The sequence below is a fragment of the Shewanella sp. Isolate13 genome (assembly GCF_022398325.1).
Taxonomy (GTDB): domain Bacteria; phylum Pseudomonadota; class Gammaproteobacteria; order Enterobacterales; family Shewanellaceae; genus Shewanella.
Map to the genome: position 1 here is coordinate 38655 of NZ_JAKEVD010000025.1, position 16006 is coordinate 54660.

Genomic DNA, 16006 nt, shown 5'->3' on the forward strand with positions numbered 1-16006 from the left:
GTCCAGTTGCTCACTCTTGTGCAAAAGTGCCAACTTCACCTCAGCTAGTGCACTGCACATCTCGCTATAGAGCTGATATAGTGCGTCTATTCGTTAGCTAAGCATTCACTCTTCTATGGCAGCACCAAGCTCAAAACAGGCTCAATCAAAAGCATCAGTCTCAAAAACATCGGCAGCAAAACAGTCTATTTCTAACGAAACCAAAGCTGAAGCCATGAAAGTGGCGAAGGCCACCCAAAAGCCGGGACAAACCAAAGAGCAAACAAAACTGATTGCCCAAGGGATTGAAAAAGGCATTGCAGAATATAAGAAGCTTCAAAAAGGTAAGGCAAGAGAGCGAGATAAAGCCCGTAAACAAGAAGTTAAAGCTAAGGCTCGTGAAACCAGTGAACAGGACCATAGCAATATAGAGGATCGTGCCTCAAGCCCATACTTACCTTGGGGGCTACTCACCCTCAGTTGGATCGGATTTATCACCTACCTAGTATTGAGCTAATAGCTTTCCCACTCTGCACGGCCTCTAATAACTGCACTAATGGCTCACTATTAGTGCAAATCCTTTCTAAGTAAGATTGTTTAGCATCTCCTTACAAGTCATTGTTTCGCTATTCCTAAACTCAACTGTATTACTAGATAAACCCGTTGGGAAATCTATTCATAATTTGTCATAACTTGTCTTATCTTATTCATTGATCCCTCCATCACTATTCACATTCTCTATCTATACTTAGCCTATCAAAAAATATGGATTAGCTGGAGCACACGGTCATGACTGAGCAATCTACCCCAAAAAAACACGTTACTAATAAGAAAGATGAGGTAAAAGCACTGTGCTTTATCATCTTCATTCTATTCCCAGTGCTGAGTGCCACCTTCCTTAGCGCATACGGATTGTTTACTTGGATCTCGCTAACGCTTACTGGCGTTCCATCTCACTAATATCAACAACTTATTCAAATTTATTAAGAGGATGCCGTTATGAGATGGTTACTTAACATCTGGCGTACACTAACTAAACCCGCTAAATACCTAACTCTAGGTGCAATTAGCCTTTCCGCTTTCTTAATGGGCATTATCTTCTGGGGAGGCTTCCATACAGCCCTTGAAGCAACCAATACCGAAGAGTTCTGTATTAGCTGTCATGGTATGGAAAGCATGCCATATCAAGAGCTACAACAAACAGTGCATTTTTCTAACCACTCAGGTGTACGTGCGACATGCCCAGACTGTCACGTTCCACACGCATTTGGTCCTAAAATGGCACGTAAGCTAGAAGCATCTCACGATGTGTATGGCTGGTTATTTAATACCATCAACACTCCTGAGAAGTACGAAGCCAAACGTCTTGAAATGGCAAGCCGTGAGTGGAAACGTTTCGACCAAAACAAATCTTTGGCTTGTAAAAACTGTCATGACTACAAGTCAATGAAGTGGGACAGCATGTCTAAGCTTGCACAAAAGCAGATGAAGCGTGCAGCAGAAACAGACCAAAGCTGTATCGATTGCCACAAAGGTATTGCTCACAAACTACCAGATATGGGCACCGCTCGCGCGCCTGAGTTGATTGCTGAAGTCGGTAGCGGTGTAAGCGGGCTACAAGTGGGTCAAACTTACTTTACCGCACTAACTAAGCCATTATTCTTCAACGATAAAACTGACGTTGAAGCGGGTACGCTAAACATTGCAACTAAGGTTAAAATCTTAGAAGTGAAAGGTAAGCGCGCCAAGATTGGTATCGACGGCTGGAGAAAGAAAATCGGTGCAGGCCGCGTGATCTACTACGACTTTGGCTTAAACATCCTATCAGCTCAGCTAACTAAAGATGCAGCCCTTGAAGAGGGTGTAATCAAGACATTCGAAGAGAAAGAAGATCCAATGACAGGCCTTAAGTGGCAACGCGTTGAAGCTGATATCTGGACTGATACAGATTACTTACTAACAGATCTACAGCCACTATGGGACTACGCACGCAGTACCTACAACACTAGCTGTAGTGTCTGTCACACCCAGCCAGCCGAAGCGCATTTCGATGCCAACACCTGGCCAGGTATGTTCCAAGGCATGCTCGCATTCGTCAACATGGACCAAGATACCCAAGCATTGGTACAGAAGTATTTACAAGAGCATTCATCAACTTTCGATAAGTCAGCTCACTAATAGGACATAGCGTAATGAACAGAAGAGACTTTCTAAAAGGCTTAGTAGGAACATCTTATGTCGTACTTAGCGGATCATCAGTACTTGCGCCACTTAATGCTCTAGCGGCATCAGGTGCAGACGCAAGTGACGGCTGGCTGACCACAGGTTCGCACTTCGGTGCGTTCAAGATGAAGCGTAAAAACGGGGTTATCTCTGAAGTTAAACCTTTCGATACCGATATGTATCCAACCGATATGATTAACGGTATTAAGGGCTTAGTTTACAACCCATCACGTGTACGTTACCCAATGGTACGCTTGGACTTTCTATTGAAAGGTCACCAGAGTGACACCACACAACGCGGTGACTTCCGCTTTGTACGTGTCACTTGGGATAAGGCACTTGGTTTGTTTAAAGACTCACTCGATCTTATTCAAACCAAATACGGCCCATCTGGATTACACGCAGGGCAAACAGGTTGGCGTGCAACGGGTCAGTTGCATTCAAGCACCAGCCATATGCAGCGCGCTGTAGGCATGCACGGTAACTTCGTTAAGAAAGTTGGCGATTACTCAACTGGTGCAGGGCAAACAATTTTGCCTTACATCCTAGGTTCTACCGAAGTTTACGCTCAAGGTACCTCTTGGTCGTTAATTCTGGAACATTCTAAGACCATCATCTTATGGTCGAATGATCCCTATAAGAACCTACAGGTCGGCTGGAATGCTGAAACGCACGAGTCTTATGCCTACCTTGCTCAATTGAAAGAGAAAGTGGCTAAAGGCGAGATCCGTGTAATCAGTATCGACCCTGTGGTCACCAAGACTCAGCAATACCTAGGTTGTGAGCAACTTTACATTAATCCGCAAACCGACGTTGCGTTAATGCTAGGTATTGCCCATGAAATGGTAGACAAGAACCTTCATGATAATGCCTTTATCGAAGGTTACAGCTTAGGCTTCGATAAGTTCTTACCTTATATACAAGGTCAAACTGACGGTGTTGAGAAAACACCGGAATGGGCATCTGAAATCTGCGGTGTTTCACCAGAAATTATCCGCGACCTTGCTAAGGTCATGACCAAAGGCCGTACCCAGATGTTGATGGGCTGGTGTGTTCAGCGTCAACAACATGGTGAGCAGCCATACTGGATGGCGGCGGTTCTAGCAACCATGATTGGTCAAATTGGTCTACCTGGCGGTGGTATTAGCTATGGTCACCACTACTCAAGTATTGGTGTGCCATCTTCAGGTGCCGCGGCCCCTGGTGCGTTCCCACGTAACCTTGATGATGGTCAGAAACCTATTTTTGATAGCACTGATTTCAATGGTGCCAGCAGCACGATTCCTGTCGCCCGTTGGATTGACTCAATCCTAGAGCCAGGTAAGACCATCGATGCTAACGGTTCTAAGGTCACCTATCCAGACATTAAGATGATGGTGTTCTCAGGCAATAACCCTTGGAACCATCACCAAGACCGTAACCGCATGAAGAAAGCGTTCCACAAGCTTGAGTGCATCGTGTCGATTGATATGAACTGGACAGCGACTTGTCGCTTCTCTGATATCGTGTTGCCTGCGTGTACTACGTTTGAGCGTAATGATATCGACATCTATGGTGCTTATGCTAACCGTGGTTTGTTAGCGATGCAGAAGATGGTTGAGCCACTATATGAAAGTTTATCTGACTTCGAGATCTTTACTCGCTTCGCTGCACTGCTTGGCAAAGAAAAAGAGTACACTCGTGGTATGAACGAACGTGAATGGCTAGAGAAGCTTTACAACGATTGTAAGGCGGCTAACGCCGGTAAGTTCGAGATGCCATCGTTCGAGGAGTTCTGGAAAGAGGGTTATGTTTACTTTGGTGAAGGTAAGCCTTGGGTTCGTCATCAGGCATTTAGAGATGACCCTGAGATTAACCCACTAGGTACACCATCTGGCTTGATTGAGATCTTCAGCCGTAAGATTGCTCACTACGGCTATGACGATTGCCCTGGCCACCCAACTTGGATGGAAAAAGCTGAGCGTAGCCATGGTGGACCAGGCTCTAAGAAGCACCCTATTTGGATGCAGTCTTGTCATCCAGACAAGCGCTTGCATTCACAAATGTGTGAGTCAGAAGAGTTCCGTGAAACTTATACCGTTAATGGCCGTGAACCAGTGTACCTAAACCCTGAAGATGCTAAGCAACGCGGTATTAAATCGGGTGATGTGGTACGTGTGTTTAACGACCGTGGCCAGTTACTTGCAGGCGCAGTGGTTTCGGATAAATTCCCTAGAGGGGTTATCCGTATCCAAGAGGGTGCCTGGTATGGCCCAGTGGGTAAAGACGGCAGCAAAGAGGGCGGCGCAGAAATTGGTGCTATCTGTAGTTATGGTGATCCAAATACCTTAACGCTAGATATCGGTACTTCTAAGCTGGCACAAGCTTGTTCAGCCTATACCTGCCTTGTTGACTATGAAAAGTATCAGGGTAAAGTACCTGCAGTCAGTTCATTTAGCGGCCCGGTTGAGATAGCACTATGAGTAGAGATGCTGTAGACACAGAGTCTGTAGAGGTTAACCCTGTTAATCAGGTTAGAAGCACTATTTATCAATTACTTTCGTCACTATTTGCCAAAGAAATTGATAATAAAATACTGCACGATTTAACCAGCAAACAAGCCCAGCAGTTTTGGGCGCAGCTGGGTAGTGAAAGTGAGTTTAAAGCCGATGTCGATACCTTGGTAGCTGAGCTAGCTACGCTTAATACCGATAAGGCATTATTGGAGCTTGCCGCCGATTACTGCGGCCTGTTCTTGGTCGGCACTAAATACAGTGCCTCACCCTATGCCAGCTTGTATCTTGATAACAAGTCTGCAGAGAAAGGTGATGAGCCGCTACTCTTTGGTGAACAGCATCAACAGATGACGCAGTTTTTAAAGCAGAGTCAGCTGCAGGTACAGAGTGAGTTTCCAGAGCCTGCCGACCACCTAGCGGTGATCTTGGCCTATGTGGCTCACCTTTGTACCCATAGCGATGAAGCCGAGCAATTAGGCTTTATCCAAGCTAATCTAGCCAACTGGTTACATAACTTTGTGGCTAAGGTAACCGAGGTCGATAATGGTAACTTCTATCAGGCTTTGGCGAGATTAACCCACTCTTGGGTGAAGTCTGATGCCGAATGGTTAGCGTCAGAGTTAAGCTAAGTATTTATCGATTAATGAAAAGGGTGATGAACTTACGTTCATCACCCTTTTTTATACCTATCAATCACTTTCTGATGCTTGCTTCTGTGCAATCCACTTCTGTAAGACGACTAATGATCTCTGCCACAGCGCCTCTAATGATTCATGCTCACAAGCTTGATACTCACTCTGAGTAAGTGCTGACTTTTCTAGCGCTTTACAGCGAGCCGACAAGGTCCCCAACCCCATATTGGCGCTACTGCCTTTTAGTGCATGGAGGATATGTTTCACATCGGCATCGGGCTTTAGCAGGCCTTCGAAATGTACCTGACTGGTTTGCTGATAGATCTTAGCTAGCTCTATCACGGTTTCTAACCCGAGGTAAGTTAAGTCTTGGGTTAGCTGAGCTTCATCGAGTAATTCGGCATCTGCGTCATTGCTAGCTAACGCATCGCGCTTCTCTAGGAGAAGGTTATCTTCAGCTACTTTCTGGCCTGAGGCTTTTGTGTTGTTCAAGGCTTTTGTGTTGTTCAAGACTGCCTGCTCGCTCAAGGCTGTTTCAGCATGAGTGTCATTATCAGAAAGCGGAGCGGCGCTGCCTAGCCAGCTGGATAACGCCTGCATATCTAACGGCTTCATCAAGACTAAGTCAAAGCCTTTGGCTTGATAGTTCTCCATATCATCGGCTTGCAACTGAGCGGTAAAAGCGGCGATCTCGATTTGATGTTCCGCTTGCCTATTCACCTCTTGCAGCTCTGCCAGCAACTCAATCCCTGAACCATCGCCAAGTTGAATATCGAGCATGATGGCATCGAACCGCTTCGCACTTTGAGCCGTATAGGCTTTTCTCGCAGCTTCGCAACTCTTGGCTAACACAGAGGTGTGTCCAAGGTGAGCGAGGAATCCTTGAGCCACCATGGCATTAATCTTGTTATCTTCGATAACTAACAGGTTTTTGCTTTGGGTATGAACAACTTGCTGTTGCAGCTCAAAATCAGGTCGGTCACAAACGACCAACGGCAATGAAAAACCAAAGCAGCTGCCCTTGCCCACTTCACTCGTTACCCATACACCCGGGTTATCGATATCACTATCGCTATTCATCAGCTGCACTAACTGCTTGCTGATCGCCAGTCCGAGCCCGGTACCTCTGTCTCGTCCCTTACTCGGATCATTACTGTAGGCCTTAAAGAGCTTTTTCATCGCCTTTGAATCGATCCCCACGCCGGTATCTTGCACCTTAAATTGCAGTAAGCCGTCTTTCACTTCGGCGATTAAATCGACTCGCCCCTGAGGGGTAAACTTGATCGCGTTGCCCAGTAAGTTTAACAATACCTGACGCAGTTTCGGCCCATCGATATAGATCCACTTAGGCAGGTCGCGATGGTGAGCACGCAGGGTTAATCCAGCAAGCCCAGCCCCCGCTAACATGATCGCCACCACCTGCTCCAACAGCTCATTGATATCGATGGCGCGAGGCTCATTGGCAAGCTTTCTCTGCTCAAGGCGGGAGAAATCTAAAATATCATTCAATACCGTTTGCAGCAGCGTGCCGCTATATTGCGACAGAGCCAATAGTTGCTGCTGCGCCGGAGGTAGCTTAGCGTGCCCAAGTAGCGTCAAGGTGCCCAATAGGCCGTTGAGTGGCGTACGGATCTCATGACTCATGGTGGCGAGAAAGAGCGACTTGGCCTGATTGGCCTGCTCGGCCATATCTCTTGCTAGCGCATGACCTTTAGCCTCTCTATCTAGCTGAATATTCGCCTCGGCAAGCTCTAAGGTTCGCTCTTCGACCTTAGCTTCCAATGCCTGCTTATGTTCAAACAGTTCAGCGGCGGTCTCACGCAGCTCTGCCTGTAGCTTCTGGTTATGGTCGGTTTTTTGCCTAAAGGCCTTTATGGCACTGGCCATGGCTGCAAGCTCATCATCGCCTTGGGTATCGATCGTCACCGCGGTATTACCTAGACTCAGTTGGGCAAGCGCCTTAGTGGCCGCATCGAGTTTAAGCGCAATACCGCGATAAATCACTTTGTAGACCACGATGAAGATCAGCAGAAACATCAATAAGCCCGTCGTCCATAAACCGACTTTCGCCCAACTGAGCTGTTTGAGGTAATTGCTGCGGGCATTGTCCGCCTCGATACGTTGCAACTGCATCGCGTTGGCGACCACCTTATTGAGCACATCCAGCTTGTCTGTGATGGTTTGTAACTGTAGCTCCTGAGCCCTATGGTACTGGGCATACTCTTTTTGTAAGGTGAGACTGCTCGGCAAGGTTTGTAATATGGCAAACTGCTCAGCTAACGTATTGGCGCGGTCTGGATCGCGGATAATATGGGTCAAGCTAGTAAGAGACGCCAGATAGCGGGTCTGGGTATTACCTATGCTCTTATCTAAATGGGTTATGCCATTCTCCACCTCAGCCGATTCAGGCTTTGGCCGCGCGGCTATAGTTGGCTCGCCGACTTGAGTGACCTGGCTACCGATATCGCCCAGCAACGGATAACCTCCCGCCTCTAACTCAGGAGACTGGAACATCTGCCCCATCAAGGCGATATTGTGAACAATTTTGAGGGCTCGGTTGAGGCGCTCCTGAGTGTCTAAGTCTTGCTCTATCAGGGTGTCCAGCAGTTGAGAGGTCTTTTCTGCACCGACAGCATCAGGGTACGCCAGGCTCAGCTTAGATAAGATCCCAGAATCGACAATCGCCAACTCGGCAAGTAGCAGTTCGGTACTCTTATTGGCTGCGTTAACTAACTCCTGCCCCTGTTTCTTCAAGCTATAAGCCACTTGAATACGCTGACCAACCAGCTCTCCAAGCTCAGAGGTATCGCCAATAATCTCCGAGGCACTCTGCTCAAGGCTTAAATCGAAATTCACCTCTAGAGCCTTTAAGACTTTAATTGCACTGAGCATAGTTGCACTTTCAATGGACAGTTTGCGCCCCACAAACTGCCGCTGAGCTTCATCTTGTGTCTGACCTAATTGCCCGGCATTTTCGGCCAAGGCACTACTGGAAAGCGCCAACTGACTCGCGGCCTCAGAAGCGGGTAATGCACGGTTATACAGGTATTTATCAGCCTGCTGAACCCAGCGCAGGCTCACGCTGCCCAGACTAACCAGTAGAAGCAGCAGCAAGGCGAGTAAACCAAAAGCCAACATAAGACGGCCAATCAGGCTTTTTCTCGATAGAGATAATTTAGGCGAAGGAGGTTTTGGCAAAAACAATACACTCACTGTTATCTATTAAGCTGGTACAATATTATACCAATTGCATTAAATATTTAATCAATTCATAGGGACGTTAATCATGGTAAAAGTTATACAGCTGCGTTTATTACTCCTTGTCGGCTTGAGTTTATTAGCCATACAGACAAGCGCGGCCAATCCCCTATCGCCTTGGTCATTAGAGCAGAGAACCCCCTATGAAAAAGTGCTGCAACACACGACACCACTGCAGCTAACCCCACTCTCAACGGCAAAGAAGTCTTGGCGAATTTGCGCCTTAGTACCGCATCTGAAAGACACTTACTGGACCGGCATTAACTACGGATTGGTGCAGCAAGCCAAAGCGCTAAACCTTAAGCTGGAACTCTTCGAGGCGGGTGGCTATTACGGTCAGGAAAAACAGCTGAGCCAACTCGATAACTGCATGAAGCACGACTTTGATGCGATATTACTTGGCGGCGTACGTCCTGACATCTTAGATTTCTATCAAGCGCCCATCACTAAACCGGTAATAGCATTAGTCAATCGACTCAAGCACCCCAAAGTGAATACCCGAGTGGGAGTTAACTGGTATCAGATGGGTTTTATGGCGGGAGACTACATTAAGCGTCAAGCCAAAGAGCCCGTCACCCTTGCGCTGTTAACCGGCCCCGATAAGCTAGGTGGCAGTGATTATGTAGAGCAAGGCCTTTCTGCGGCACTGAAAGACAGTTTAGTCACCATCAGCGCCGTGCATCACGCCGACAATAACCGCAACCTCTACCGTGACGAACTCGAGGCACTATTGAGTGAGCAGACGCCCGATTATATTCTCGGTAGCGCCGTTGCCATCGAGGCGGGTGTCAGCATACTGCGTCAAAACCAACTCACAGATAAAGTTAAGTTGATTAGCAGCTACCTCTCCCCTGCCGTATTGCGAGGGATCTATCGTGGAAAAATTGAGTTTAGTAACGATGATCAGGTGGTATTGCAAGGCAAGCTCGCCATCGACATTACGGTAAGAGAGCTTGAAGGCGCAAAGGCGTTTGGCGATATCGGCCCCAAGATCCAAACCCTATACCCGCAGCACATCAGTAAAGATGTGCTTAAAACCAGCCTGCCACCAGCAGAGTATTATCCGATTTATCGGGTCAATACTGGATATTGACAGTCAGTAGAAGCAAGTGACAATAATCAAATTCATTTATGAGTATTGAAGATATAATTACACTACCCACAGAAGCGGGTGAAGTGGCACTGCCATCAAACCCTCGTTTTTAATTGAGAAAGTCCCATGACGAATATTGTTTATATTGCCACCAGCCTCGATGGTTTCATCGCAGACAAAGATAACAAAGTTGATTGGTTACATGATATCCCCAACCCTGAGGGCTCAGACCTTGGTTTTGCCGATTTTATGGCGCGCATCGACGCTTTAGTGATGGGGCGTAATACCCTGAAAATTGTGCTGAGTTTCGGTATTGACTGGCCCTACAGCAAGCCTGTTTTTGTCTTGAGTAATACATTAACACAAGTACCTGAAGGGCTAGAGGGAAAGGTATTTCTGGTTAAAGGCCCGCTGAAAGAGGTACTAACACAGATAAATAATCAAGGTTATCATGAGCTCTATATCGATGGTGGCAAGACGATTCAAGGCTTCTTAAAGGAAGACTTAATTGATGAGCTAATCATTACCACCATCCCAGTGCTACTCGGCGGTGGTATACCGCTATTTGGCGAGCTAGCCTCCCCACTAAAATTTAAGCATGTAAAAGCCGAGAGGTTGGTCGACTACCTAATACAAAATCACTTTATTAGACAAAGATAAGTGCTGTTAACGCTGAAGCCTAACAAGGAATGCTAGTGAGTAGAGCTATCAATGAGTAGCGTGATAATCGTGCTAGGTTCGCCAAACGATGACCAAGGCAATCTATCGGACATTGCCTTGTCTCGCTGCCAAGCCGCTCTTAGCGTGTTCAAGAAAAATCCCCATAGCAGGCTGCTACTCACGGGTGGGTTTGGTGAACACTTTAATCGGAGCGATACCCCTCATGCGCGACATTGCCAATGCTATTTGATGCAACAAGGTGTCCCCGAAAGCGCTTTCACAGATATAGTGCTTAGCCGCTTCACATTTGAAGATGGTACATTATCTGTACCAATCATAGAGCAACATAGATTTAGTGAAATTTGGCTGGTTACGTCAGAATTTCACATGCCTCGCGCGAAACTAATCTTTAGTCAGCTACTTCCTGAACTTAGCTTTCATTATATAGAAGCAAAGACAGCTATTAGTGAAGCTAAGCTGCAGCAACTGATCCGGCACGAGTTGTCAGTAATGGGTAGAGAGCGAACAAACTTGGCCAAGTTGCTGTCAATGAATCAGTAAAAACCAACAAACGAATCACAGTTCATTCTACTATTAGTCTTTCACCTTTGCGGCAAACAAGTAGCCTTCACCGTGAACGGTAACAAACAGATCTGCAGATAACTTATTACGCAGACGGCGGATAATTACATCGATGGTTCTATCGTTGACGTCTTGATCTCTGTGGCTGGTTTGCATCATCAAACGCTCGCGAGATAGCACCTGTTGAGGGTGTAACGAAAAGGCAGTAAGCAGTTCAAATTCGGCTTTGGTGAGCTTTATCGACTCGCCATTATGGGTTAGTTGGCGGCTATTTAGCTCTAAAATATAATCATTGAAGGCAATAATGTTATCGTCGGCATCGACCTGCTCGGCGCTATCGGCAACCGCTTTTTTCACCAGTGACATCCGCCAGAGTAGATTCTTGACTCTTACCAATAACTCGCGCAGTTCAAAAGGTTTAGTGACGTAATCATCTGCGCCCATCTCTAGGCCAACAATTTTGTCTATGGTTTCGTCACGGCCGGTGACGAGAATAATTCCCACGTGACTCTTGCTTCGTAGCTCGCGCGCCAGGCTTAAGCCATCGACACCGGGTAGATTGATATCGAGCATAACCAGATCAATATGCTGGCGCTCAAACTCTTGCCACATCTGATCACCATCTTGAGCTTCGAGCACTTCATAGCCCTCTTTCTCAAAATAACCTTTTAACCTAGCTCGGATGACAGCTTCATCATCAACAACCAGTACTCGGTAACCCATATACCACCTCAACCGCTTTTACTTTTAAAAGCCTCGACTAAAACGCGCCACATAATATACACAAGTTAGCACGTAAAGCGAGCAGTTGAGGAGTGCGGTGACTATTTGAAAAGTTTGTCAGAACTGAAAAAGCCAGCTCAAATTGAGCTGGCTTTAAAAAATAACTTTGAGATTATTAACTTAGAAGCTCTTGCTAACCCCAAATACGACACGATCATCGAAGATTTCGGTTTGCGTACCATAAACTAAGTGAGTGTCATCGACTGAGCTACCGTGGTAACGAAGATCAAACGTCAGGCCCACGTAGTTTGCTTCAACACCTAGGTTCCAGTGAGTCCAGCCCTCGGCGCCTTCACCATCAAGATCTTGATAGCCGAATGAACCCGATAGCTTAACGCCATTGTTGAAGTCATAGCTTGGATGAATCGCATAGTTAACACCCTGCCAACCATCAACACCGAACCAATCATCTAGTGTAGGCGTCACTTCTAACTGTACATTAGCCTGACCGAACTGCTTAGCAACACGAAGCCAAAGTTCGGTGTAGTTTGAATATGAAGCGCCAGGATAAAGATATGAAAATACCATCACATCATAGGTAAAACCGCTGTCACCAAAGGCGCCAGCTTTACCGATATAAGGCGCGGTGACGATCTCAAGATTAGGATCGGCAAACTTGATGTTTGAAGCAAATACACCTGTGTACCAGCCGTCGTCATTTGCCCAGCCTAAGGTGCCTTGTACAACAGGTACGTCGCCATCCATAGTCTCTGACTCACCACGGAATACATAGTCAGTAGCAAACTTAACGTTACCGCTGATCTCGCCACCGAAAAGCTCATTGTCGTCTGCAGCAACTGCTGAGCCCATGCTCGCCATCGCTAAACTGCCAAGCATAATCGCATGTGTAAATTTCATAATCATCATCCCAATATTTGTTTCGATTTATATGTATCAACCTAAGTCTAGAGCAAATATTACAAGCAAGTTATTAATGACCTTGCGAGTAGATATGAACTAAAAACCCAACATTATGAATGAATATGAATAAAAGTATTGAGCTGGCTTTCTGCAACAGAAAGCCTGTTTGGCGCTAAAATAGCGGTTCGAGGCGAGGCTTAGTTTAAGGTTAAATCGAAAAGTTAGGGCTCTAGCCCTAACCTTAGATATGGGAATTAGCTAAGTTGAACTTGGATCTCAGCAAGGTGTTGCTCAACCCAGTCTCTATTTACTGCGCCCCAATGATTAATCCGGTAAAACCCGGCGTTATTACGCTCACCATCTTGCACAAACTCACACTCTATCGCTAAGTCAGCTAAGGCGGCAATGGCATCTTGTAGGGTTCGGCGAGGCATCTCAGTTGTTTTATGAAGTGACAATAGGTTATGGCGTTCACTGTCGATAAGGTAAGCAATATAGAGCTTTCTTAGAAAAGCCTTCTGCTGTTTCGATTCGGTAAAATTGAGACTCATGGCATTATCATTATTGAGGGTGTTTTCAATAAACTACTTTATTTACAATAAATAACAAGTAATAACTGTTCGCTTATTACAGAACAAAATGTTGCCAAATATGTCTCCCTATGGCGATAACGCCGTACATACTGATATAGTCAAAAGCCGTTGATAACCGCAAACGAGAGTTGAAATGGATAGCAGTGAAAATATCAGCAACGAAGCGGACTCTATTGACGAACAAGCTTGCCGAGATGTCGTTGTGCCAAGTCAGTGGCAGGGCTTTGATCAAGTGGCGCTGCAGCCTATTGATAAACGCCATTACACCCAAGTGTTATGTGAAAACCTGATATTTGGTAGCCTCTCATTTATTGCAGTTTCACTGATTGTCATTCTGCCGAGAGAACTTGAACTACCATTGTTGCTAGCCATACTCACCGGAGTTGTGCTGCTGATAGCGCTGGTTGGTTTGTTAAGGTATCGCCATGCCAAGTCAATCTTCTATGCCACCTGCAGCCATGAACTCATTATGCAGCAAGGCTTTTGGTGGGTAAAACGCACCTCGCTTCCCTATTCTCGGCTACAACATGTCAGTCTTTCCCATGGGCCCTTAGAGCGTCATTTTAATCTATCGACACTCAAGTGTTTCAGCGCGGGTAGCGGCTCAGCCGAGATAGAGCTTCCAGGTATCGAACAACAAACGGCAGAACACCTACGCCAACACCTATTAGCCCAAGCAGCTCAAGTAAACCCACAAAGCAAGATACAATCAGAAGAGCTTAGCGATGAGTCATAAATTCGCTCAATGGAGCTCACTTTCTCCGTGGTCAATCATTAGCTTTACCCTACTTACCACTAAGCAGTTATTAAGTAGTGGTTATGCCCTTATTCCTGTGGTATACACTGGTTGGCAGCAAGGCTTTAGCAGCCCATGGGTGATTGTAGCCATTGCCGCTGTTATAGGCCTGATCTTTGTTTTTAGTGTGCTGCAATGGCTAAAATTTCGTTTTCAACTTGAACCAAATAAGCTCAACATTAAACACGGGATCATCTTTAAGAAAGCCGATGAACTCCCCTTTAGTAAGATCCAAAATGTTCGCCTAGAGCAGCCCCTTTATTTTCGGCCTATGGGGCTTTATCGCATCGTCGTTGAAACCGCCGGCTCTAAGCGTAATGAGGCGGAGCTGTCGGCGCTCCCCTATAAAGATGCACTCAGTTTAAAGAAGCAACTGATGGCTGAGCATGAACAGGCAAGTCTAACCCCAACTGCAGAACAGACTCACAGCAAGCAAGTTGAGCCCCTTTCTAAAAAGAGCCTAAAGCAACTTATTCTGTTTGGCCTCTACCAAAATAACGCCATTTGGTTGGCAGTCATAGCTGGCCCGATTTTTGGTCAATTAGATTGGGAGTCAATGGAAAATCTGCAATTATTACAGTCGTTTTGGGCTTGGTACAATACTCATATCGCCGTCAGTATTGCACTGCAGCTTGTTTTTGGGGTTGTGGCCTTAGCTGGGTTTTACTTACTCTTTTCTGTCATTTCCATCGCATCGGCAGTGCTTAAATATTTTCCCTATAAATTAAGCCGTAGCGGAAACACGCTACATCGCACCGGTGGCATCATTGCCAAACAAAATGACGCGCTGGCTATAAGACGGATTCAAGTTATTAAGTTCTATCAACCTTTGGCAGGTCGTTTACTCAAGCTTTGGACTGTGTACTTTAAACAGGTTCAGGGTCACGAAGTCGAGCAGCGCGGTAGCACCAATATGCTGGTTCCCAGCATGAGCCGAGCCGATATCGCCGAGCTTTTGCCTAGGCTTAAAGGGGTCGAAGCCAGCTCAACTCGGCTACCAAATCAATATCAGCGCATTCATATGGGTTGGTTTTGGCGTCGTGGGTTTCTGCCGTTTTTAGTGCCTGCAATTAATACCTACTCTATTGGCTTAAACCTGTTTACCGATCTGCTTTGGATAGGTGCAAGCCTATTTTGCATAGCCATTTACTTAAAATATCGCCAATATGGCTATCGACTCGAAGGCAATAATCTTTGGTTTCATTCTGGGTTGCTTGGGCGAAGCTGGCAGCTCATTGCACTGAGCAAGGTTCAGCATGTGGCAATAACTCAGTCTCCTAATCAGAAGCGCAGTGGCTTGGCTAATCTTGAAATTGGTCTCGCCAGTGGTACAGTAAAACTGCCTTATATCTCTATCATTGCGGCACGAACGATTGCTGAGCGAGCACTCGTGCTTATTCATAACGACCACCGAAACTGGATATAGCTATGAACACACTAGCAAAAGAGCACAAATTACAGCAGGCATTTACCCCAGATATGATTATTCACTTCTGGTTTGAAGAGATTGAACCTAAGCAGTGGTGGATAAAAGACAGTGAGTTTGATGAGCTCATTAAACAACGTTACGCAGGATTATTAACCCAAGCAGTGCAAGGTGAACTCTATCATTGGCGAGCAACGCCACAGGGACGATTGGCTGAGATCATCGTTCTCGATCAGTTCTCCCGCAATATTTATCGTGATACGGCGCAAGCGTTTGCAGCCGATCCCCTCGCCTTAGTGCTTGCCCAAGAGGCAGTTGCACTCAATTGCGACTCAGAATTAAAGGCGAAACAGGTGCCGTTTCTGTTTATGCCCTACATGCACAGTGAGTCGTCATTAATACATGAGATTGCGGTGAGGTTATTCAATCGCGATGCGGCCAAAGCCAATTTAGACTTTGAGCTAAGACATAAGAAGATTATCGATCAATTTGGTCGCTATCCCCACAGAAACGCTATCCTAGGTCGTGAGTCAACCGCAGAAGAGATGGACTTCTTGCAGCAACCCGGCTCAAGTTTTTAGCCGCTAGAGCGCAAATAAAAACAGCCACACAAATAAATGTGTGG

15 protein-coding genes are annotated in these 16006 nt (G+C 46.2%); 11 read left to right on the plus strand and 4 right to left on the minus strand.

Annotation, left to right across the window (positions count from 1 at the left end; genetic code table 11):
* Nucleotides 1-115: 115 nt before the first annotated feature.
* The 5 genes from L1D44_RS15365 (at nt 116) to torD (ending at nt 5326) form a co-directional block, all read left to right on the plus strand.
* Entirely contained in the window at nt 116-496 is a 381-nt protein-coding gene (locus L1D44_RS15365; protein ID WP_239892002.1) for a DUF2956 domain-containing protein, read from the plus strand.
* A 272-nt stretch (nt 497-768) separates the two neighbouring features.
* Complete coding sequence (locus L1D44_RS15370; RefSeq protein WP_239892004.1) at nt 769-939, plus strand: periplasmic nitrate reductase, NapE protein; 171 nt, start codon at nt 769-771, stop codon at nt 937-939.
* A 39-nt stretch (nt 940-978) separates the two neighbouring features.
* On the plus strand, nt 979-2157 hold the full coding sequence (gene torC / locus L1D44_RS15375) for a pentaheme c-type cytochrome TorC (RefSeq protein WP_239892006.1): 1179 nt from the start codon (nt 979-981) through the stop codon (nt 2155-2157).
* A gap of 14 nt (nt 2158-2171) precedes the next feature.
* A complete protein-coding gene (torA, locus tag L1D44_RS15380; RefSeq protein ID WP_239892008.1) occupies nt 2172-4664 on the plus strand; it encodes a trimethylamine-N-oxide reductase TorA in 2493 nt (830 codons plus the stop codon).
* On the plus strand, nt 4661-5326 hold the full coding sequence (gene torD / locus L1D44_RS15385) for a molecular chaperone TorD (protein WP_239892010.1): 666 nt from the start codon (nt 4661-4663) through the stop codon (nt 5324-5326). Before torA ends, torD begins: the two co-directional genes overlap by 4 nt.
* 60 nt (nt 5327-5386) lie before the next feature.
* On the opposite strand, the gene torS is transcribed toward torD, so the two are convergent.
* Entirely contained in the window at nt 5387-8533 is a 3147-nt protein-coding gene (torS, locus tag L1D44_RS15390; protein ID WP_275660503.1) for a TMAO reductase system sensor histidine kinase/response regulator TorS, read from the minus strand.
* An 82-nt stretch (nt 8534-8615) separates the two neighbouring features.
* Here torS and torT point away from each other — a divergent pair, with 82 nt between their 5' ends.
* The 3 genes from torT (at nt 8616) to L1D44_RS15405 (ending at nt 10901) form a co-directional block, all read left to right on the plus strand.
* Nucleotides 8616-9680, plus strand: a complete 1065-nt coding sequence (torT, locus tag L1D44_RS15395) for a TMAO reductase system periplasmic protein TorT (RefSeq protein WP_239892014.1) — start codon at nt 8616-8618, stop codon at nt 9678-9680.
* 126 nt (nt 9681-9806) lie between these two features.
* Nucleotides 9807-10340, plus strand: a complete 534-nt coding sequence (locus L1D44_RS15400; RefSeq protein ID WP_239892016.1) for a dihydrofolate reductase family protein — start codon at nt 9807-9809, stop codon at nt 10338-10340.
* A 51-nt stretch (nt 10341-10391) separates the two neighbouring features.
* Nucleotides 10392-10901 (plus strand): YdcF family protein, encoded by a 510-nt coding sequence (locus L1D44_RS15405; protein ID WP_239892018.1) that lies wholly within the window; start codon nt 10392-10394, stop codon nt 10899-10901.
* A gap of 33 nt (nt 10902-10934) precedes the next feature.
* Here the strand turns inward: L1D44_RS15405 and torR are convergent, their stop codons facing one another.
* The 3 genes from torR to L1D44_RS15420 all read right to left on the minus strand — a co-directional run bounded on the left by torR (nt 10935) and on the right by L1D44_RS15420 (nt 13117).
* Nucleotides 10935-11645, minus strand: a complete 711-nt coding sequence (torR, locus tag L1D44_RS15410; protein ID WP_239892020.1) for a two-component system response regulator TorR — start codon at nt 11643-11645, stop codon at nt 10935-10937.
* 180 nt (nt 11646-11825) lie between these two features.
* On the minus strand, nt 11826-12572 hold the full coding sequence (locus L1D44_RS15415; RefSeq protein WP_239892022.1) for a TorF family putative porin: 747 nt from the start codon (nt 12570-12572) through the stop codon (nt 11826-11828).
* Between the two features lie 248 nt (nt 12573-12820).
* The gene (locus tag L1D44_RS15420; protein ID WP_239892024.1) at nt 12821-13117 is read right to left on the minus strand and encodes a helix-turn-helix domain-containing protein; all 297 of its coding nucleotides are present in this window, start codon (nt 13115-13117) and stop codon (nt 12821-12823) included.
* A 175-nt stretch (nt 13118-13292) separates the two neighbouring features.
* Here L1D44_RS15420 and L1D44_RS15425 point away from each other — a divergent pair, with 175 nt between their 5' ends.
* Genes L1D44_RS15425 through L1D44_RS15435 form a run of 3 tightly spaced genes read left to right on the plus strand, consistent with a single transcriptional unit; the run spans nt 13293 to nt 15962 of the window.
* Nucleotides 13293-13895 (plus strand): PH domain-containing protein, encoded by a 603-nt coding sequence (locus L1D44_RS15425; RefSeq protein ID WP_239892026.1) that lies wholly within the window; start codon nt 13293-13295, stop codon nt 13893-13895.
* Nucleotides 13885-15381: a PH domain-containing protein gene (locus L1D44_RS15430; protein ID WP_239892028.1), complete on the plus strand. Its 1497-nt coding sequence runs from the start codon at nt 13885-13887 to the stop codon at nt 15379-15381. Before L1D44_RS15425 ends, L1D44_RS15430 begins: the two co-directional genes overlap by 11 nt.
* Nucleotides 15382-15383: 2 nt before the next feature.
* Nucleotides 15384-15962 carry a DUF924 family protein gene (locus L1D44_RS15435; RefSeq protein ID WP_239892030.1) on the plus strand — a complete coding sequence of 193 codons (579 nt, stop codon included), beginning with the start codon at nt 15384-15386 and terminating at the stop codon, nt 15960-15962.
* The last annotated feature ends 44 nt before the right edge of the window (nt 15963-16006 follow it).

What these genes read in the sequence shown, in the direction of transcription:
- L1D44_RS15365 (WP_239892002.1), top strand. Translation starts at nt 116, where the DNA reads ATGGCAGCACCAAGCTCAAAACAGGCTCAATCAAAAGCATCAGTCTCA.
- L1D44_RS15370 (WP_239892004.1), top strand. Translation starts at nt 769, where the DNA reads ATGACTGAGCAATCTACCCCAAAAAAACACGTTACTAATAAGAAAGAT.
- torC (WP_239892006.1), top strand. Translation starts at nt 979, where the DNA reads ATGAGATGGTTACTTAACATCTGGCGTACACTAACTAAACCCGCTAAA.
- torA (WP_239892008.1), top strand. Translation starts at nt 2,172, where the DNA reads ATGAACAGAAGAGACTTTCTAAAAGGCTTAGTAGGAACATCTTATGTC.
- torD (WP_239892010.1), top strand. Translation starts at nt 4,661, where the DNA reads ATGAGTAGAGATGCTGTAGACACAGAGTCTGTAGAGGTTAACCCTGTT.
- torT (WP_239892014.1), top strand. Translation starts at nt 8,616, where the DNA reads ATGGTAAAAGTTATACAGCTGCGTTTATTACTCCTTGTCGGCTTGAGT.
- L1D44_RS15400 (WP_239892016.1), top strand. Translation starts at nt 9,807, where the DNA reads ATGACGAATATTGTTTATATTGCCACCAGCCTCGATGGTTTCATCGCA.
- L1D44_RS15405 (WP_239892018.1), top strand. Translation starts at nt 10,392, where the DNA reads ATGAGTAGCGTGATAATCGTGCTAGGTTCGCCAAACGATGACCAAGGC.
- torR (WP_239892020.1), bottom strand. Translation starts at nt 11,645, where the DNA reads ATGGGTTACCGAGTACTGGTTGTTGATGATGAAGCTGTCATCCGAGCT.
- L1D44_RS15415 (WP_239892022.1), bottom strand. Translation starts at nt 12,572, where the DNA reads ATGATGATTATGAAATTTACACATGCGATTATGCTTGGCAGTTTAGCG.
- L1D44_RS15420 (WP_239892024.1), bottom strand. Translation starts at nt 13,117, where the DNA reads ATGAGTCTCAATTTTACCGAATCGAAACAGCAGAAGGCTTTTCTAAGA.
- L1D44_RS15425 (WP_239892026.1), top strand. Translation starts at nt 13,293, where the DNA reads ATGGATAGCAGTGAAAATATCAGCAACGAAGCGGACTCTATTGACGAA.
- L1D44_RS15430 (WP_239892028.1), top strand. Translation starts at nt 13,885, where the DNA reads ATGAGTCATAAATTCGCTCAATGGAGCTCACTTTCTCCGTGGTCAATC.
- L1D44_RS15435 (WP_239892030.1), top strand. Translation starts at nt 15,384, where the DNA reads ATGAACACACTAGCAAAAGAGCACAAATTACAGCAGGCATTTACCCCA.